General features: G+C 63.2%; 17 protein-coding genes. 10 read left to right on the top strand and 7 right to left on the bottom strand.

The window, feature by feature from the left end; genetic code table 11:
* Positions 1–94: 94 nt before the first annotated feature.
* The 7 genes from hmpA to AWB79_RS16140 all read left to right on the top strand — a co-directional run bounded on the left by hmpA (position 95) and on the right by AWB79_RS16140 (position 5,054).
* Positions 95–1,276: an NO-inducible flavohemoprotein gene (gene hmpA, locus AWB79_RS16160; RefSeq protein ID WP_061168416.1), complete on the top strand. Its 1,182-nt coding sequence runs from the start codon at positions 95–97 to the stop codon at positions 1,274–1,276.
* Positions 1,277–1,481: 205 nt separating this feature from the next.
* Positions 1,482–1,919, top strand: a complete 438-nt coding sequence (locus AWB79_RS16155) for a carboxymuconolactone decarboxylase family protein (protein ID WP_061168415.1) — start codon at positions 1,482–1,484, stop codon at positions 1,917–1,919.
* Positions 1,920–1,929: 10 nt separating this feature from the next.
* Positions 1,930–2,325, top strand: a complete 396-nt coding sequence (locus AWB79_RS16150; RefSeq protein WP_061168414.1) for a cupin domain-containing protein — start codon at positions 1,930–1,932, stop codon at positions 2,323–2,325.
* A gap of 27 nt (positions 2,326–2,352) precedes the next feature.
* Positions 2,353–3,582: an NnrS family protein gene (locus tag AWB79_RS16145; RefSeq protein WP_061168413.1), complete on the top strand. Its 1,230-nt coding sequence runs from the start codon at positions 2,353–2,355 to the stop codon at positions 3,580–3,582.
* 78 nt (positions 3,583–3,660) lie between these two features.
* Positions 3,661–3,804: a hypothetical protein gene (locus tag AWB79_RS40095; protein WP_198399038.1), complete on the top strand. Its 144-nt coding sequence runs from the start codon at positions 3,661–3,663 to the stop codon at positions 3,802–3,804.
* A gap of 203 nt (positions 3,805–4,007) precedes the next feature.
* Positions 4,008–4,208 (top strand): acyltransferase, encoded by a 201-nt coding sequence (locus tag AWB79_RS39530; RefSeq protein WP_157695792.1) that lies wholly within the window; start codon positions 4,008–4,010, stop codon positions 4,206–4,208.
* Between the two features lie 81 nt (positions 4,209–4,289).
* Positions 4,290–5,054, top strand: a complete 765-nt coding sequence (locus AWB79_RS16140) for an acyltransferase family protein (protein ID WP_157695791.1) — start codon at positions 4,290–4,292, stop codon at positions 5,052–5,054.
* Positions 5,055–5,114: 60 nt separating this feature from the next.
* Here AWB79_RS16140 and oxlT read toward each other — a convergent pair whose 3' ends face one another.
* From oxlT to AWB79_RS16105, 7 genes are all read right to left on the bottom strand, one after another.
* On the bottom strand, positions 5,115–6,431 hold the full coding sequence (gene oxlT, locus AWB79_RS16135) for an oxalate/formate MFS antiporter (protein ID WP_096031548.1): 1,317 nt from the start codon (positions 6,429–6,431) through the stop codon (positions 5,115–5,117).
* A gap of 348 nt (positions 6,432–6,779) precedes the next feature.
* On the bottom strand, positions 6,780–8,201 hold the full coding sequence (locus AWB79_RS16130; protein ID WP_374728545.1) for an OprD family outer membrane porin: 1,422 nt from the start codon (positions 8,199–8,201) through the stop codon (positions 6,780–6,782).
* Between the two features lie 202 nt (positions 8,202–8,403).
* Positions 8,404–9,387 (bottom strand): murein tripeptide/oligopeptide ABC transporter ATP binding protein OppF, encoded by a 984-nt coding sequence (gene oppF / locus AWB79_RS16125; RefSeq protein ID WP_061168411.1) that lies wholly within the window; start codon positions 9,385–9,387, stop codon positions 8,404–8,406.
* The gene (locus AWB79_RS16120) at positions 9,380–10,378 is read right to left on the bottom strand and encodes an ABC transporter ATP-binding protein (protein ID WP_061168410.1); all 999 of its coding nucleotides are present in this window, start codon (positions 10,376–10,378) and stop codon (positions 9,380–9,382) included. Before AWB79_RS16120 ends, oppF begins: the two co-directional genes overlap by 8 nt.
* A 3-nt stretch (positions 10,379–10,381) precedes the next feature.
* The gene (locus tag AWB79_RS16115; RefSeq protein WP_061168409.1) at positions 10,382–11,272 is read right to left on the bottom strand and encodes an ABC transporter permease subunit; all 891 of its coding nucleotides are present in this window, start codon (positions 11,270–11,272) and stop codon (positions 10,382–10,384) included.
* An 11-nt stretch (positions 11,273–11,283) separates the two neighbouring features.
* Positions 11,284–12,204, bottom strand: a complete 921-nt coding sequence (oppB, locus tag AWB79_RS16110; RefSeq protein ID WP_061168408.1) for an oligopeptide ABC transporter permease OppB — start codon at positions 12,202–12,204, stop codon at positions 11,284–11,286.
* Positions 12,205–12,243: 39 nt separating this feature from the next.
* On the bottom strand, positions 12,244–13,884 hold the full coding sequence (locus AWB79_RS16105) for a peptide ABC transporter substrate-binding protein (protein WP_061168407.1): 1,641 nt from the start codon (positions 13,882–13,884) through the stop codon (positions 12,244–12,246).
* Positions 13,885–14,367: 483 nt separating this feature from the next.
* On the opposite strand from AWB79_RS16105, the gene AWB79_RS16100 reads away from it, so the two are divergent.
* The 3 genes from AWB79_RS16100 (at position 14,368) to ggt (ending at position 17,960) form a co-directional block, all read left to right on the top strand.
* A complete protein-coding gene (locus tag AWB79_RS16100; protein WP_232470915.1) occupies positions 14,368–15,228 on the top strand; it encodes a LysR substrate-binding domain-containing protein in 861 nt (286 codons plus the stop codon).
* 166 nt (positions 15,229–15,394) lie between these two features.
* Entirely contained in the window at positions 15,395–16,156 is a 762-nt protein-coding gene (locus AWB79_RS16095; RefSeq protein WP_061168405.1) for an SDR family NAD(P)-dependent oxidoreductase, read from the top strand.
* 124 nt (positions 16,157–16,280) lie between these two features.
* Positions 16,281–17,960, top strand: coding sequence for a gamma-glutamyltransferase (gene ggt / locus AWB79_RS16090; protein ID WP_374728546.1), 1,680 nt, complete (start codon positions 16,281–16,283; stop codon positions 17,958–17,960).
* Positions 17,961–18,033: the final 73 nt, after the last annotated feature.

Genomic DNA, 18,033 nt, shown 5'->3' with positions numbered 1-18,033 from the left:
TTCTACTCTGGCACGGATCGTGTATAAGATACAGCCGAAAGTTTTCGATGCGAGAGCGCCCGCTTTCGCCACCATCACAACGAGGAACCGAAGCATGCTGTCAGCAGAACACCGCGCCATCGTCAAGGCAACCGTCCCCCTTCTGGAAAGCGGCGGCGAGGCGCTCACGAAGCACTTCTACAACAAGATGCTCACGGAGTACCCCGAAGTTCGCCCGATGTTCAATCAGGCGCATCAGGCCAGCGGCGCGCAGCAGCGCGCGCTCGCCAACGGCGTGTTGATGTACGCGCGTCATATCGACGAACTCGAGAAGCTCGGCGGCCTGGTCGGCCAGATCATCAACAAGCACGTCGCGCTGGACATTCAGCCCGAACATTATCCGATCGTCGGTAGCTGCCTGCTCAAGTCGATCCGCGAAGTGCTCGGCGAGGAAATCGCCACCGACGCGGTCATCGAAGCGTGGGCCGCCGCCTACGGACAGCTCGCCGATCTGCTGATCGGGCTGGAAGAAGGCATCTACAGCGAGCGCGAAAAGGCGCCGGGCGGATGGCGTGGCACGCGGCGTTTCATCGTCGAGCGCAAGATCGCCGAAAGCGACGAAATCACGTCGTTCTATCTCGTGCCGGCAGACGGCGGCGCGTTGCTCGACTTCCGTCCGGGCCAGTACATCGGCCTGCGCCTCGTCATCGACGGCGAGGAAGTGCGCCGCAACTACTCGCTGTCCGCCGCGCCGAACGGCCGTGAATATCGCATCAGCGTGAAGCGTGAGCCGAACGGCCGCGTGTCGAATTTCCTGCACGACGCGCTGCACGCGGGCGACGGCATCGACCTCTATCCGCCTGCCGGGGACTTCAGGCTCGAGGCGGGCGAAAAGCCGCTCGTGCTGATCAGCGGCGGCGTTGGCATCACGCCGACGCTGGCCATGCTGCAGGCCGCGCTCGAAACGAAGCGTCCGGTGCACTTCATCCACTCGGCGCGTCACGGCGGGGTGCATGCGTTCCGCGAGGCGATCGAGGATCTGGCGGCGCGTCACCCGCAACTGAAGCGTTTTTACTGCTACGAGCACAAGCGCGATGGCGATCACGAAGCGCACGGCCTCGGCTTCGTCGATGAAACGCTGCTCGGCAAGTGGCTGCCGCAAAACCGCGATGTCGACGCGTACTTCCTCGGACCGAAGGCGTTCATGAAGGCCGTCAAGAAGCATCTGAAGGCGCTCGGCGTGCCCGAAGCGCAGAGCCGCTACGAGTTCTTCGGCCCGGCAGCGGCGCTCGACTGACCTCCCGCGCTGCCCTGCGTTTCAATTACCCGCGGCGCGCTTCGGCCGCGGGTTTTTTTACGCCGTCGATGCAAATCGGAAGCGTCTTGCTGGTCACCTGAAATTCCCGAAAACCGGTCATTTAACACAGCCACCGAAACGCCTAATCTGTCCTTGTCGCGCCGCTTTGGCGCACTTTCCAAACCCCGGCAAGGAGCCTACGCAAATGGAATCCCGTCTCGACTTCTACAAGGCAAATCCCGCGGCGATCAAGGCGCTCATCGGCGTCGAGGAGCGCGTCGGCAAGTCGGCGCTCGAGAAATCGCTGACCGAACTGGTGCGTCTGCGCGCGTCGCAGATCAACGGCTGCGCGTTCTGCGTCGACATGCACACCACCGATGCGCGCAAGGGCGGCGAAACGGACCGGCGTCTGGCGACCGTGGTGGTATGGCGCGAAACGCCCTTCTTCACCGATCGCGAACGCGCCGCGCTGGAATGGACCGAGGCGTTGACGCTGGTGTCGCAAGAGCATGTGCCCGATGCCGTGTGGCAAGCGGTGAAGCCGCACTTCAGCGACGAGGAGATCGTCGACCTCACGCTGCTCATCTCCGCGATCAACAGCTGGAACCGCTTCGCGATCGCGTTCCGCAAGCTGCCGGCCTGAGGACATAGACATGCGCAAGCTACTTGTTGTGACAGCCGTGCTTGCCCTCGCTGCGATGAACGCATCCGCGCACGACGAGGAAACGGTCAGGCCGGTGATGAAGCAAGCCATTCCCGAGGCCGCCGGCAAGAACGTGCTGATGGCCACGGTGAGCTACAAGCCCGGGCAGGCGTCGGAGCCGCATATGCATCCCGGATCGATCTTCGCCTATGTGCTCGAAGGCCACGTGACCTCGCAGCTCGAAGGATCGCCGGCGAAGACCTATGGCCCGGGCGAATCGTGGTACGAGCCACCCGGCGCGCATCACATCGTCTCGAAGAACGCGAGCGCGACGAAGCCGGCGAAGCTGCTGGTATTCGCGATCGCGGGCGACGCAGACCCCATCAAGCAGCCGATTCCGCATTGAGCGACGGCATTACATCGTGAGGACGTCATGAAAATCGCAGAGCCCAACACCGTTTTCATCGCGGCGCCGGAGCGGCGCGAACCGCGGCATCGGCGGCGATTCGGGTTGCTGAACCTCGGTTTTCGGCCGTTCTACCTGTGCGGCGCGGGGTTTGGCGCTTTCGCCCTGACGGTGTGGCTGCTCGTGCTGTCGGGCATGCCGCTTTCAGGCGGCTATGTGCTGCGCGCGGACCCGGTGGGATGGCATGCGCATGAGATGGTGTTCGGCTTCGCGGCGGCGATCGTCGTCGGCTTTCTGCTGACCGCCGTGCGCGCGTGGACCGGGCGCGATACGGCCAAAGGGGCGCCGCTCGCCGCGCTCGCGCTGCTCTGGCTCGCAGGCCGCGTGCTCGTGTGGAGCGGGCCGGCGCTGCCGGCGGCGGTGGTCGACAGCGCGTTCCTGCCCATCGCCGCGATTCTGCTGCTGCGCGTGCTCGTGAAAGCGGGCAACCGGCGCAACTATTTCGTCGCGGCGGTGTTGCTCGCGTTCGGCGCGCTGAACGCCGCGTTCCATGCCTTTTCATTCGACGCACGTCTCGATCTCGCGATGCGCGCGCTGTATGCGTCGGCGGGCATCGTCGTGTTGCTGGTCGGCGTCGTCGGCGGCCGCGTGATTCCGATGTTCACCGCAAACGCGATTCCCGGCTTCGTCGCACGCCGCTGGCGCGTCGTCGAACTCGCGGTCGCGCCGATGACGCTCGCGGCGTTCGTCGCGGATGCCTGTGCGCTCGATGGCCGCATCGTCGCCGTGCTCGCCCTGCTGGCGTGCGGCGTGCACCTGGCGCGGATGATCGGCTGGCGTTCCTTCGCGGTGCGTGGCCGGCCGATACTCGCGATCCTGCACCTGGCCTATGCGTGGCTACCACTCGGCTTCGCGCTGCTCGCGCTTTCCGCGCTCGGCCTGGCGCGCGTGCCGCATAGTCTCGCGATCCATGCGTTCGCTGCGGGCGCGATCGGCGGCGCGATCATCGCGATGATCACGCGAACCGCGCGCGGGCATACGGGCCGGCCGCTCGTCGCGGACAGGCGCGATATCGCGTGCTATGCGCTGGTGCTGTCGGCGAGTGCGCTGCGGGTGCTCGGGCCGCTCGTCGCGCCTTCGTGGCATTCGACCTGGATCACGAGCGCTGGTGTGTGCTGGGTGCTCGCGTTCGCGCTGTATGTCGCGGCTTATGCAGCGCCGCTCTTCAGGCCGCGCGAGGACGGCAAGCCTGGCTGATCGCGCAATGCTTTTTGACATCGGGATGCGCGAGTTCGCCGACAATCGCATCCGGCTTCCCCGATTCCCGATGTCAGCATGAAACACCTCCCCTCTCTTCGCGCCGCGGCAATTGTCGTCGCCGCCTGTCTCGCACTCGGCGGCTGCGGCCTGTTCGGCTGCGCCGGATTCGCAACCAATGGCGGCGGCTTCGGCGGCTGCAACGTGGGTATGCGGTTCTGATCGTGCCCGTTGCGAAAAGCGCGAGACAGCTATCGCAACGCGACAATTATTGACATCGACAAGCTGCGTCAGAGAAAATCGCGCCCGCTGAACGACCGCGCGTCGATGCCCGCTTCGCTGCTGCTTCGATTGTGCTTGCGGCAGCATTGCCTTCGCCCTCTCGAATACTAAAAAAACACATAACCGAGCAGGCGAGAGCACGCTTGCCGCAGCATGCACAAGAACACGTCCAACAACTTCGACTTCTCCGTCTCGGCGCCGCTTATCTCGTTCTGTTCAGCCATCAATTCGCGTTGATGGGTCGGGCAGGCCCCAATCTGCCCGTGAAGGATCTCGGCTTGATCGGCGTGATGGTCGTCTTTTCGATCAGCGGTTATCTGGTGACGAAGAGCTGGGATAACTGACCCTCCGTAGCGCGGTTTCTGATGAAACGCGTTCTGCGAACCTGGCCAGGGCTGATCGTCGTCCTGCTTCTGACTGTTTTCGTGCTCGGTCCGCTGCTTACGACGCTACCAGCCGACCAGTACTTCAGCGACACCCAGACCTGGGAATATTTTCGCGTCCTGAAGCTGACGATGCGCTACGAACTCCCGGGCGTGTTTGCCGATAACCCGTTTCCTCGCGCAGTCAACGGCTCGTTGTGGTCTCTGCCTTTCGAGTTCCACTGGTATCTGATCTTGCGCGGTCTTGGCGTCGTCCGGCTGGTGCGTGTGCGCCCGTTGCTTGCGCTGTGCGCCGTCGCGTTCGCCGCCTACGTCTTCGAGATCAAGGATGTGCAACACAAGCCCGGCGTATCGGTCGGTCTGGAATACGGGACGTTCTTTTGCTATGGCCTGTGTCTTTACTACTTTCGCGACCTCTGGGCCATTCGCAAGCGAGTGATCCTGGCCGTGGCCGGTATCGCCGCGATGGCTCTGTACGCATCCGGAAGAGAATATGCCGCCCTGTTTCTGATCCTGCCGCCGGCCGTGATTTTCTTCGGCTCCGCTTCATCTCCGTTCATCAGGCATGCCGGGCGCTTCGGCGACTTCTCATACGGCATTTATATCTACGCATTTCCGGTGCAACAGACGCTCGTCTGCCTTTGCGGAAATCACTGGTCGTACGGCATGCAACTGGCGGCATCGACTCTCATCACGTTCGCGCTCGCATTCCTGTCGTGGCACCTCATCGAAGGTCCCGCCTTGCGGCTGAAGCTTCGTGTCGACCAGCCAGCACAGGAAGCGATGCCTTTGAAGGCAGTCGTTTAAGTCCGGACCGGCTAAAGACGGGCGACGCACCGCGTCGCCCGCCCTGCTCACTTCAACACGTCATTCCTTCACGGCCGGCGTGTACGCCATGTCGAGCGACGCCGCGCGCGCGTGCTTCTGGGTGTGCGCGTTGCGCATCGGCTTGAGCACGAAGAGCGCGAGGAACGCGGAGATCGCCGCCATGCCCGCCGCGAGCATGAAGACCGCGTGCCAGCTTCCGGTCATGTTCGTGATGACGCTCGAGAACGGCACCAGCAGAGCCGCCGTGCCCTTCGCCGTATACAGCAGGCCCGCATTGGTCGCCGCGAACTTCGGACCGAAGGTGTCGCCGCATGTCGCCGGAAACAGGCTGTAGATCTCACCCCACGCAAAGAACACGATGCCGGTCAGCACGACGAAGGCCACCGGGTTGTGCCCGTATTTCGACAGCGCGACAATGCCGACCGCCTCGATCGCGAACGCGACGAACATCGTGTTCTCGCGTCCGATTCGGTCCGACACCCAGCCGAAGAACGGCCGTGTCAGCCCGTTGAGCACGCGGTCGATGGTGAGCGCGAAGGTCAGCGCGGGCAAGGTCAGACCGAGAATCGACACGGGCGAGTCATGCAGCCCGAAGTCCTTCGCGATGGGCCCGAGCTGCGCGGTCGCCATCAGGCCGCCGGCGGCCATCATGACGAACATCAGGTACATGACCCAGAAGATCGGCGAGGCGAGCACCTGCTTCGGGCTCGCGTTGTAGGCCGCGGCCTTGACCGTGCTCTTCACCGATGCGATCAGTTGCGCGGACGGCGCATACAGCGCCATGCCGAGCAGGAAGACCACCAGCCCCTGTCCCAGACCGAACCACAGGAAGGTCGATTCGTAGCCGCTCGACTTGATCATGTGCGCGATCGGCACGACGGTCGCCGCCGACCCCATGCCGAAGCCCGCGGCCGTGATGCCCGCCGCGAGTCCGCGCCGCTCCGGGAACCACTTGAGCGCATTGCCCACGCAGGTGCCATACACCGCTCCCGCGCCGACGCCACCGACCGCCGCCGCGAAATACAGCATCGGCAACGACGCCGCGAACGAGTTGATGACCCACGCGATCGCACACAGCAAACCGCCACCGACGACCACGGGACGGGGCCCGTACTTGTCGACCAGATAGCCTTCGACCGGAACCAGCCAGGTTTCCGTCACGACGAAAATCGTGAACGCCACCTGAATGGCCGCGCGGCCCCAGTGATACTTCTCGTCGATCGGATTGACGAACAGCGTCCAGCCGTACTGCATGTTGGCGATCATCGCCATGCAAATCACGCCGAAAACCAACTGCACCCACGACGACGCGAGACGCGACGCCCCTTCCCGGCGGTCCATCTGGTTCATTCCCATGCCTGTCTCCTTGGCAACATTGCCTTGTGTATGCGGACGCCGAACGGCGTCTCCCGCGACGAGATTTTCATGCGTCGCCGCATATACACAGTATGTGATATATCAAGTAAGTCAAGCGAAAGAAATGGCGGGGCTTTCCATTACGAACAGCTTTCTCGTAAGGTATGAAAGCTGCAGTAAGATGCGCAATTGCGGACAAAAAAAAGCCCGGCAGAGACAGGCCTGCCGGGCGGATGAGCGTGGCGAGACATGGCAATCCGCAGCACGCACATCCTTTATATACGAAAGCTAAACGTAATGTAAACGGGTATTTTTGTAGGGTTTACGCCGCGGCGCGTATTGCTGCCGTCAGAACACGTTCACAGGGACGTTCACCATCAGGCGATACACGTCGCTCGTGCCATCCGGATAGTACGGGCTGTTGCTGTGATGGTGCATGTAATAGAACTTGACCGAGGTGTTCTTGAACTTGCCGTCCGGCACCGTGTAGCTCGGGATCACGCCGACTTCGTAGTGCGTGCCACCGATCGGCTGGCCGCCGACCATGTACTTGGCCGCCTGCGAACTGCCGCCGTAAGCCATGTTGCTGCCATCGGCGCCCCAGCCGTATGCGGTCCACAGCGTGAACTTTAAGCCCGGCACGCCGTACTCCTTCAGGTTCAGCGTGTACGACAGGCTCAGCGATTTTTCATGCGGCTGGTTGTAGTCCACATCGAGCGAGTTCGAGAGATAGTCGCCCGCAGACTGGCCCATGTAGTCGAAGGTCTGGTCGCTGACGATCTGCTGGAACGCGACCTGCACCGTATGCGCGCCGTGCGTGCCGGCGAGCGCCAGCGAATACGCGTTGTTGTTGATCGGCCCTTGCAGCTTGTCACCTATCGCGCTCGTGTAGTAGTAGTTCAACGAACCGGTCCAGCGAATCGACTTCGGATCGCCGATGCTCTGCGTCGCCGTCAGATAGTACTGCTGCCACACGTTGTTCGCGACGCTGCCATACAGCGAGACGGCCGTATCGTCGCCGCGCGTCCAGTCGCCGCCGAAGTACGTGAAGCGCGAAACGTGGGTGCCGCCGTATTCGGTCAGCAACTGGCTCGTGGTCGTCATGCCGCGCGCCAGCACCGCGTCGACCGTGCCGGCCTTGAGCGTCAGATTCTTGATCTCATTACTGGCGAGCGAGAAGCCGCGATACGTTGGCGGCAATGCACGGTTGTCGTGCGGCACGAGGAACGGGTTGTCGAAGAGTTGCTGACCGTACTTGAGCACCGTGTTCGACACGCGCGCCTTCACGTCCCACACGCCGGGGTATGCCCACGCGAGCTGATTCGACCCGCCACCGTCCGTGCCGACGTGCACGCGATTACCCGCGCCCATGCCGCCGTTCAGCTTGAACGCGCCGAATAGCGACACGTCGCCGCCCAGCCCGATCAGCCCTTTCGTGTAGCCCGATTCGAACACGGCCTGCGCGCCCAGCACCCACGCATCCTTCTTGCCCGCGCCCTTCAAGTCGTCGTGTTCGGTGTACGAGCGGAACAGCAGGTTCAGATGCGAATCCTCGATGAAACCATTCGACTTCGCCTGACTGCTCACGGGCGCATCGGCTGCGGTGTTCGGCGGCGCATCGGGCGGCGCTTCTGTATGACGCGAAGGCGCGTCGGGCGGCGGTGGCGTGTCATCGGCGCGCGCGGCGGGCGTCACGGCCATGACACCGCTGAACAGCAAAATCGATAGCGCGAGTGAGCGTTTTTGTTTTTGCACGACAAAGATCTCCATTTATTTTCTAGCTGCTGACGGCTTATACAAAACTAAGGATTGCAAATCGCCTCATCCGGCGATGCGAAGCATCGAGATGGACAGGCGAATTGTCGAACCGGGAAGCGGGCGGCGCGGGCCGCCTCGTTTTATGGGGCGTGGTTTATTGCGGGAACGTCGTTTCCTCGAATGTCATTGGTTTTTTAATCAGCGCGGCAGCGGCTCAAGCGAACAAGCACGCCGCCTGCGAATCTGGCCCGAGCGTGCGCAACGCGGGCACTTCCTGCGCGCAGCGCGCCTGCGCCATCGGGCAGCGCGTATGGAACACACAACCCGCAGGCGGGTCGATCGGACTAGGGATGTCGCCCGACAGAATCTGCACGACCTTGCCGCGTTCGACCGCCGGATCGGGCACCGGCACCGCCGAGAGCAGCGCGCGCGTGTACGGATGGCGTGGCGAATCGTAGAGCGCGTGTTTCCGCGCGAGCTCCATCACGCGGCCGAGATACATCACCATCACGCGATCGGAGATATGGCGCACCACGGCCAGGTCGTGCGCGATGAAGATGAGCGCGAGCTTCATCTCCTTCTGCAGCGACCTGAGCAGATTGACGATCTGCGCCTGAATCGAGACATCGAGCGCGGAGACGGGTTCGTCGCAGATCACGAGCTTCGGTTCGACGATCAGCGCCCGCGCAATGCCGATGCGCTGACACTGTCCGCCCGAGAACTCGTGCGGATAACGATTGATCATCTGCTCGCGCAGGCCGACGCGCGCCATCATCGCGCGCACGCGGGCGTCGATTTCGCGTTTGTGCATGTCCGGCCGGTGCTCGACGAGCGGCTCCGCGATGATCTGCCCGACCGTCATGCGCGGATCGAGCGAGGCGAGCGGGTCCTGAAAAATCATCTGCACGTCGGCGCGCACGCGATGCCACTCGCGCTTCGATGCGTTCGACAGTCGCGAGCCCATCCACACGATTTCGCCGCTCGTCGCGGGAATCAGATTCAGCATCGCGCGCGACAGCGTGGACTTGCCGCAACCCGATTCGCCGACAACGCCGAGCGTCTCGCCCGCCGCAAGCTCGAAGCTCACGCCATCGACGGCCTTGAGCGTGCGGCGCGGCGCCCACGGCAGGCGGTTCTTCGACTTCACCTGGAAATGCACGCGCATGTCGCGCACGGAGAGAATCGTCGCGTCAGACATGGCTTGTTTCCTGATAGCGGGTTTTCATCTCGTCGACGGGACGATGGCAGGCGCGCAGCCAGTGCACGCCATCGACGGCCTTGAGCGCGGGCGCGTTCGTCGCGCAGTCATCGGTCGCATCGGCGCAACGCTCGTGGAACGGGCAGCCCGCCGGCGGATGCGCCATGTTCGGGGGATTGCCGGGAATGCCGGTGAGCTCGCCGCCGTCGTGATCCAGACGCGGCAACGCGCGCAACAGGCCGATGGTGTACGGATGCGAAGGCTTCGAAAACAGCGTGCTGGCGTCGCATTGCTCCATCACGCGGCCGCCGTACATGACCATGACCTGTTCGCACAGCCCGGCGACGACGCCCAGGTCGTGCGTGATCAGCACGATGGACGTGCCGAAGTCATGCTGGAGATTGCGCAGCAATTGCAGGATCTGCGCCTGCACGGTGACGTCGAGCGCGGTGGTGGGTTCGTCGGCGAACAGCACTTCGGGCTCGCACAGCAAGGCCATCGCGATCATCACCCGCTGGCGCATGCCGCCCGACAGCTCGTGCGGATACTGCGAAATGCGATGCGCCGCCTCGGGAATGCGCACGGCTTCGAGCATCGCGATCGCGCGCTTCTTCGCCTCGCGGCGCGTGACGTTCTTGTGCAGCTCCAGCACTTCCGTCATCTGCCGCTCGATCGTGAGATACGGATTGAGCGAGCTCATCGGGTCCTGGAAGATCATCGACAGGCGATTGCCGCGTATGCGGTTCATCGCCTTGTGCGACATGCCGATGAGGTTCTCGCCGCGATACATCGCCTGGCCGCGCGCGCGCCCGTTCGACGCGAGCAGCCCCATCATCGCGAGAATGCTCTGGCTCTTGCCCGAGCCCGATTCACCGACGATACCGAGCGTCTCGCCCTCCTCCAGCGTGAAGTTCACGCCGTTGACGGCGCGCACGCTGGCGTCGTGCGTCCTGAATTCGACCTGCAGGTCCTTGACTTCGAGTAGCGGCATGGCTCACCTGTCCTTCGGATCGAGCGCGTCGCGCAGCCCGTCGCCGACAAAGTTGATGCAGTAGAGCGTGATCGACAACAGCCCGGCGGGGAACAGCAGAATCCACGGCGACGCTTCCATCACGCCGACGCCGTCCTGGATCAGCACGCCCCAGCTCGTCATCGGTTCCTGCACGCCCAGGCCGAGAAACGACAGCACCGATTCCGTCAGAATCACGGCCGGCACGGTCACGGTCGTGTAGATCGCGACGATGCCGAGCAGGTTCGGCACCACATGCCGCGCGATGATGCGGCGCGTGGGCACGCCGATCGCGCGCGCCGCTTCGACATATTCCTTCGAGCGGATCGAGAGCGTCTGGCCGCGCACGACGCGCGCCATGTCCATCCATGAAAACACGGTGATGGTGATGACCACGAGATAGAACTCGCGACCGAGCAGCGTCACCATCAGGATCGCGATGAGCAGATAGGGAATGGCGTACATCATGTCGACGATGCGCATCATCGCGTTGTCCGTGCGTCCGCCGACGAAGCCCGCGATCGCGCCCCACACGATGCCGAGCGTGACCGAAGTGAGCGTGGCGAGCGCGCCGATCATCAGCGAGACGCGGCCGCCGATCAGGCAGCGCACGAGCAGGTCGCGACCGGTGTCGTCGGTGCCGAAGAGATGCCAGCCGGCGAGCGTCGGCGCGACGCTGGTCGCGTTCCAGTCGGTGGAGTCGAATTCGTTCGGCAGGAGCCACGGCCCGACGATGCACGCGAGCGTGATCAGCACGAGCAGCGCGAGGCTCACGACCGCGGCCTTGTTGCGCAGGAATCGCGCGCGCGCGTCCTGCCACGGGCTGCGGCCCGCGACCGCCTTTTCCAGCATGGGTGCAAGCGTTGCAGATTTCATCGCGCGCCCTCTCAGTAGCGAATCTTCGGGTCGAGCCACGCATACGCGAGATCGACCAGCAGGTTGAGCAGCACGGCCACCACGGTGACCAGCACGACGAGCCCGAGCACCAGCGTGTAATCGCGATTGGCCGCGCCATTCACGATCAGCTTGCCGATGCCCGGCAGCGAGAACACAGACTCCGTGACGACCGCCGCCGTGATCGACGAGATCGCGAGCGGGCCGATCACCGAGACGACCGGGATCAGCGTGGGCTTCAGCGCATGACGAAGAACAATGGTTCGCATCGGCAGGCCCTTGGCGCGCGCGGTGCGGATGTAGTTGGTGTTCAGCACTTCGATCAGGCTCGCCCGCGTCACGCGGCCGACGGTCGCGACGTTGATCATCGCTAGCAGCAACACGGGCAGCGCCATGTAGCGCAACTCGAAGTCGTTCCAGCCGCCGGCGGGCAACCACTTCAGGAGGATCGCGAAGACGAGGATCAGCACCGGTCCGAGCACGAACGACGGGAACACGTTGCCCGCGTTGCTCACGAGCATGAGCGCGTAGTCCGCGATGGTGTTGCGGCGCAGCGCCGCCACCACGCCGAGCGCCACGCCGACCACGATGGCGAGCAGCATCGCCACGCCGCCCACCGCGAGCGACACCGGCAGCGCGCGCAGCACGAGGTCGTTGACGCTCCAGTCGGCATAGCGGAACGACGCGCCGAGATCGCCGTGCAGGAGGCCGTCGAGATAGAGCAGATACTGCTTCCACAACGGCTCGCCCAGGTGATATTTCGCGTTCAGGTTGGCGAGCACTTCGGCGGAAACCTTGCGCTCGCCGTCGAACGGGCCGCCGGGCGTCGCGTGCAACAGCAGATAGCAGACCGTGATGACGATCAGAAGCGTCGGCAGCGTGAGCAGCACGCGCCGCAACGTGTAGGACCACATGAGCGTTCCCCTTCGCTAATGGCAGTGAGATCGGTGAGGTCAGTGCTTGACGATGTAAAGCTCCTTGCTGTGATACCGATCCATCGGGTTCTTCAGCGAGTAGCCGCCCACGTAGCTCTTCACCAGACGCGGCAGGCCGTATTGGAGGAGCGGCAGCATCGGATAGTCGTCCATGATCATCTTCGCTGCCTGGGTCTGCAATTGCGCGCGCTTCGTCTGATCCGTGGTCTGGCTCGCTTCCTTGACGAGCGCGTCCGCCTTCGGGTTGCAGTTGAAGTTGTCGTTCTGATCCGAGCCGCAGCCGACCAGTTGCAGGAAAGTCGTGGCGTCGTTGTAGTCGGCCACCCAGCCGTTGCGGGCAATCTGATAGTCGCCTGCATGGCGCTTCTTCAGCAGCACCTTGAATTCCATCGATTCGATGTCCATCGTCAGGCCGAGCTTCGACTTCCATTCCGATGCGATGAAAATCGCCATCTTCTTGTTGTAGTCGCTCGTGTTCATCGCGAAACGAAGTTTGGTGCCGGGCTTCACGCCCGCCTGTTCGAGCAGCTTTTTGGCTTCCTCGACGCGCCTGGCCATCGGCCAGGCTGCCCATTCGTAGGTCGTGACGTCGGCGCCGACCACGCCCTTGGGCAGCGCGCCGTAGAGGGGCACCTGCCCGTCCGCGGTCACGCGCTGTGCGAGCAGATCACGGTCGATGACCATCGACAAGGCCTTGCGCACACGCACGTCCTTCAGCAGCGGATCGCGATTGTTGAAGCTGTAGTAGCGCGTGCCGAGAATCAGCGAATTGCGCGCGTCTTTCGGAAACTGCTGGCTGTACTTGGCGTAGGTGCCGGTGGGCATCTGATACGTCATGTCGTTTTCGCCGGACTGGAACATCTTGACGTCGGTGTTCTCATCCTCGATCGGCAGATAGGTGACCTGCGTGAGCTGCACGTTCGCACGGTCCCAGTAGTCCGGGCTCTTCGTCATCACGATCTTGCTGTTGACCTGCCAGTCCTTCAACTGGAACGCGCCGTTGCTCACGAGATTGCCCGGCTTGGTCCAGTCCTTGCCGAATTTCTCGACGCTCGCGCGATGCACAGGCGCGAAGTTGGGATTCGACATCAGTTCGGGCATGAACGGCACCGGCCCCGCCGTCTTCACCTCGACCGTCGATGCGTCGATCGCACGCACGCCGAGCGCGCTCACCGGCTTCTTGCCGGCGGCGACGTCCGCGCCGTTGAGCAGGAACACGCCGAACACGTTCGCGTAGGACGAGGCCGTCTTCGGATCGACGAAGCGCTGGATGCCGTAGACGAAATCGTTTGCCGTGACGGCCTCGCCATTGGACCAGCGGGCGCTCCTGCGCAGGTGGAAGATCCAGGTCGTCGCGTCTTTCTGCTCCCATTTCTCGGCAACGCCGGGCACGACCGCGCCATCGTTATTGGTGGCGGTCAGGCTTTCGAACAGGTCCGTCGTGAGGTTGTAGGCTCCCACCGATTCCACCAGCGCCGGATCGAGAGTCTCGGTCTCCGATCCGTTGTTGCGCACAAGCTCCTGCTTCGCGGCGAGCGTGACGCCCGACGGCACGGTGGCCGCCGACGCGTGCGATGCAGCCGCCGCAAGCACGAACGCCGCTGCGGTGGCAAAGGTCGTGCGCTGGATGAGTGCGTGGGGAACGGCAAAAAGCTTCATTGGGGGGTCCTCTTTCTTCGTCTCGTGTAATCGTTTGTCGCCTTTCGAAGACATGCGCTGTCCACGCCCGGAGCTGTTTATCCGAAACGAGATAAACAATCGCGGCGCCGAACTTCGCAAAACTAACGAAAAGCTTTCGATCAAGGGCCGATGTGATGCGTCGTTTCGCACGCCGACGCTCGCGTCAACAGATTTTTGCTTACGTCGACGCTTTCATCGCCCTTGAAGGCTGGCGGCGAGTATTTCGCATCAATAAGACAGATGCCACTCACATGTGCTTATAGACACTAAATTTTTCGAATACTCGTGCAGTTCGTTGGATAAACGCACACTTCGCGCATTGGGCGCGGTTCCTGTCAGAAAGGCTTCTAAGGCAGCTAGTGCTTGTTTCCTATAAGATCGGCGTCGCCGCATAAACCTGCCTTTACAGCCGTCCGCAAGATGATCCGTTTCCGCCAGATCGAGGCTTTTCGCAGCCTCATCATGACCGGCACCAGTGTCGGCGCAGCAAAGAAGCTTCACGTGACCCAGCCCGCGATCAGCCGCCTGATCGCCGATCTGGAAGCCGATCTCGGCTTCAGCCTGTTTTCCCGCATCGGCGGTCGCCTGAATCCGACGACCGCCGGTCTGCGTTTCTACAAGTCCGTCGAGGAGAACTTCCTCGGGCTGGAGCGCCTCAAGCAGGTCGCGGAGATGATTCGCGAGGAAGCGTCCGATGGCCTGATCGTCGCGTGCATGCCCGTGCTCGCGACGACCCTTCTGCCGCCCGTGCTGGTCGATTTCACCGAGCGTCATCCCGGCGTGCCGATCAAGGTCGATTCGGTCAAGGTGCCCGAAGTGCTCGTGAACCTGCAGAATCACAAGGCCGATGTCGCCCTGAGCCTCGCCTTTCCGGCGGTCGCGGGCATCGAGGTGGAGACGCTCCTGAAGGTGCCCGCCTCGTGCGCGATGCCCGCCACGCACAAGCTCGCGAAGAAAAAGATCGTGCGCCCCGACGACCTGCGCGGGGAGAAGCTGATCGGCTGGCTGCCGAATGCGCGTCAGCCCTATGAGGCCGAGCAATCGCTGATCTCGTCCACCGAAGACCGGCCGCGCTACACCGTGTTCACCGACACTGCCCACACGCGCTATGCGATGGTCGCGGGCGGCCTCGGCATCTCGATCGTCGAGCCGTTCGCGGCGAAGGTCTGGCGCGCGCATGGCGTGGTCGTGCGGCCGTTCGAGACGGACATCGAATACGAATACGCGCTGTCGTATCCGAGCAGCGGCATCCGCTCGGATCTGGTCGCGTCGTTCCGGAATTCGGTGAAGCGCGTGATCGAGAATTACTCATTCGAGGATTGAAGCCGGACATTCCCGTCTGCTCCTGTCCAACTTCGCCGCACGCGCTTTCGCGCTTCGTTTCATACTCTCGTCTGCAGCGGGCGCTTCATAGTGCTTTCCGCAACGCCTGCCCGCGCGCGGCGGGCCGTCTTCCGTCATGTTTCGCCACTTTCCACACGGAGCACACATGCACGACCTGAAAGGCAAATCGATTCTCATCACCGGCGCGAGCACGGGCATCGGCGCGGCGGCGGCGCGCGCGTTCGCGCAATACAGCGCGAATGTCGCCGTGCACTACAACAGTTCGAAGGAGCAGGCCGAGGAAGTCGCGAAGGACGTGCGCGCGCTCGGCGTCACGGCGATCACGGTCGGCGCGGACGTGCGCGATTCGAAAGCGATCGACGCCGCCGTCGCGCAGGTGGTCGACAGCTTCGGCAAGATCGACGTGCTCATCAACAACGCGGGCAGCCTCGTGAAGCGCGAGCCGATCGCCTCCGCCAGCGACGAGCTCTTCGACGAAATCATGCACATCAACGCGCGCTCGGTGGTCGCATTCACGCGCGCGGCGCTGCCCTCGCTGCGCTCGGGCGGCGGCGGGTCGATCATCAATGTGACATCGGTGGCGGCGCGCAATGGCGGAGGTCCGGGCGCGCTGCTCTATGCGGCGTCGAAAGGCTTCGTCAGCACGATCACCAAGGGCATGGCGAAGGAACTCATGCCCGACCGCATCCGTGTGAATGCAGTTGCGCCGGGCGTTATCCAGACTCCGTTCCAGGAGCGCTTCACGACGCCCGAGCAGCTCGAATCCTTCCGCAAGGCTATTCCGATGGGCTTCATCGGCGAACCCGACGATTGCAGCGGCGCGTTCCTGTATCTCGCCTCCGAAGCGATGTCGCGCTACGTGACGGGCCAGATCATCGACGTGAACGGCGGTCAGTTGATGCCCTGATCCTCGGACCGCACCGCGCGTGGTATACAAGCGCTTGGCTTTTCGTCGCTCGTAACAAAGGAGAACGCAGGAGATGATTTTGAAAACAGAACCGCGCATCCGGTCGCTCGCACTCGGCGCCATCATGACGTCCGCGCTCATCACGGCGGGATTTGTCGAAACCGCGCCCGCCTACGCCAAGACGGCCGATCAATCGCAGGTGCTGACTTCGTCGGCCGTCGCCGTCGCCGACAAATACGCCGCCGACACCGCCGAGCAGATCTTCAAGCAAGGCGGCAATGCGGTCGACGCGGCCGTCGCGATCGCCTTCACGCTTGCGGTCACGTATCCGGAAGCGGGCAATATCGGCGGCGGCGGCTTCATGACGCTGTACGTCGATCATCGTCCGTACTTCCTCGACTATCGCGAGCGCGCGCCGATGTCGGCCACGCGCAACATGTATCTCGACGATAAAGGCGAAGTCATCAAGGACATGAGCCTGTACGGGCATCGAGCGGTGGGTGTGCCGGGCACGGTCGAGGGCATGTGGGAAGCGCAGAAGCGCTTCGGCAAGCTGAAGTGGAAGCAGGTGCTCGCGCCGGCCATCAAATACGCGCAGGATGGCTTCGAAGTCGACGATCAACTCATCTCGCGGCGCGACAACGCCTCGAAGGACTTCGCCGGCAAGACCAACTTCGACCTCTACTTCGGCAGCATGAAGGCCGGTCAGGTATTCAAGCAGCCCGACCTCGCGAAGACGCTGCAGCGCATCTCCGATAAAGGCGCGAAAGGCTTCTACGAAGGCGAGACGGCCGATCTGATCGCCAGGTCGATGGAAGGCCACGGCCTCATCACGAGGCAGGATCTGAAGAGCTACAAGGCCGTGTGGCGTCAGCCGATCACCGCGAGCTGGAACGGCTATCGCGTGATCACGGCGCCGCCGCCGAGCTCGGGCGGCGTCGGCCTCGTGCAGTTGCTGAAGATGAAGGCGGACCTCAAGGACAAGTTCACCGACGTGCCGCTCGATTCCGCGCAGTACATTCACCTCGTGGCGGAAATCGAGAAGCGCGTGTTCGCGGATCGCGCGCAGTATCTCGGCGATCCGGACTTCTACAAGGTGCCGGTCGCGCAGCTCATCAACGACGACTACATCCTGAAGCGCGCGCAGGAAGTGAACCCGAACGAGCCTTCTGACACGAAGAGCGTGCAGCCGGGACTCGGCACGTCGATGCCCGAAAAGGCAGAGACGACGCACTTCTCGGTGGTCGACAAGTGGGGCAACGCGGTGTCGAACACGTACACGATCAACGGCTACTTCGGCTCGGGCGTGGTCGCGGAAGGCACGGGCATCGTGCTCAACGACGAAATGGACGATTTCGCGTCGAAGCCGGGCGTGCCGAACATGTTCGGCGTGGTCGGCAGCGATGCGAACGCCATCGCGCCGAAGAAGCGCCCGCTCTCCTCGATGACGCCGACCATCCTCACGAAGGACGACAAGGTCGCGATGGTGATCGGCACGCCGGGCGGATCGCGCATCTTCACGTCGATCTTCCAGGTTCTGTCCAACGTGTACGACTTCAACATGCCGCTGGCGGAAGCGGTGGGCGCGACGCGCTTCCATCATCAGTTGCTGCCGCCGAACACGATCTTCCAGGAGCCTTACCATCAGCTCGATCCGGAAGTCATCAAGCAGCTCGAAGCCAAGGGCTACAAGTTCACGATGCAGGGCTTCAACGGCGACATCCAGGCGATCCGCATCGACGGCGACACGCCCGAGCCGATGTCCGATCCGCGCGGACGTGGTGTGTCCCGCGTGATCAAGTAATGCGCCGCGGCACGCGCAACGCGTAAAATAGCGGCCCGGCCGGCCTAGGCGTTTGCCCTAGTCCGGCCGTTTT

Source organism: Caballeronia hypogeia, assembly GCF_001544875.2.
In the GTDB taxonomy this organism is placed as follows: Bacteria; Pseudomonadota; Gammaproteobacteria; order Burkholderiales; family Burkholderiaceae; genus Caballeronia; species Caballeronia hypogeia.
Note: the sequence above shows the minus strand (reverse complement) of the source record. Positions and strands in the feature narration are given on the sequence as shown.

Coding starts and splice junctions, on each gene's coding strand:
- ggt (WP_374728546.1), top strand. CDS start 16,281: ATGACGTCCGCGCTCATCACGGCGGGATTTGTCGAAACCGCGCCCGCC.
- AWB79_RS40095 (WP_198399038.1), top strand. CDS start 3,661: ATGAAACACCTCCCCTCTCTTCGCGCCGCGGCAATTGTCGTCGCCGCC.
- oppB (WP_061168408.1), bottom strand. CDS start 12,204: ATGTGGTCCTACACGTTGCGGCGCGTGCTGCTCACGCTGCCGACGCTT.
- AWB79_RS16100 (WP_232470915.1), top strand. CDS start 14,368: ATGACCGGCACCAGTGTCGGCGCAGCAAAGAAGCTTCACGTGACCCAG.
- AWB79_RS16120 (WP_061168410.1), bottom strand. CDS start 10,378: ATGCCGCTACTCGAAGTCAAGGACCTGCAGGTCGAATTCAGGACGCAC.
- oxlT (WP_096031548.1), bottom strand. CDS start 6,431: ATGGGAATGAACCAGATGGACCGCCGGGAAGGGGCGTCGCGTCTCGCG.
- AWB79_RS16145 (WP_061168413.1), top strand. CDS start 2,353: ATGAAAATCGCAGAGCCCAACACCGTTTTCATCGCGGCGCCGGAGCGG.
- AWB79_RS16095 (WP_061168405.1), top strand. CDS start 15,395: ATGCACGACCTGAAAGGCAAATCGATTCTCATCACCGGCGCGAGCACG.
- AWB79_RS16130 (WP_374728545.1), bottom strand. CDS start 8,201: ATGGAGATCTTTGTCGTGCAAAAACAAAAACGCTCACTCGCGCTATCG.
- hmpA (WP_061168416.1), top strand. CDS start 95: ATGCTGTCAGCAGAACACCGCGCCATCGTCAAGGCAACCGTCCCCCTT.
- AWB79_RS16115 (WP_061168409.1), bottom strand. CDS start 11,272: ATGAAATCTGCAACGCTTGCACCCATGCTGGAAAAGGCGGTCGCGGGC.
- AWB79_RS16150 (WP_061168414.1), top strand. CDS start 1,930: ATGCGCAAGCTACTTGTTGTGACAGCCGTGCTTGCCCTCGCTGCGATG.
- AWB79_RS16105 (WP_061168407.1), bottom strand. CDS start 13,884: ATGAAGCTTTTTGCCGTTCCCCACGCACTCATCCAGCGCACGACCTTT.
- oppF (WP_061168411.1), bottom strand. CDS start 9,387: ATGTCTGACGCGACGATTCTCTCCGTGCGCGACATGCGCGTGCATTTC.
- AWB79_RS16155 (WP_061168415.1), top strand. CDS start 1,482: ATGGAATCCCGTCTCGACTTCTACAAGGCAAATCCCGCGGCGATCAAG.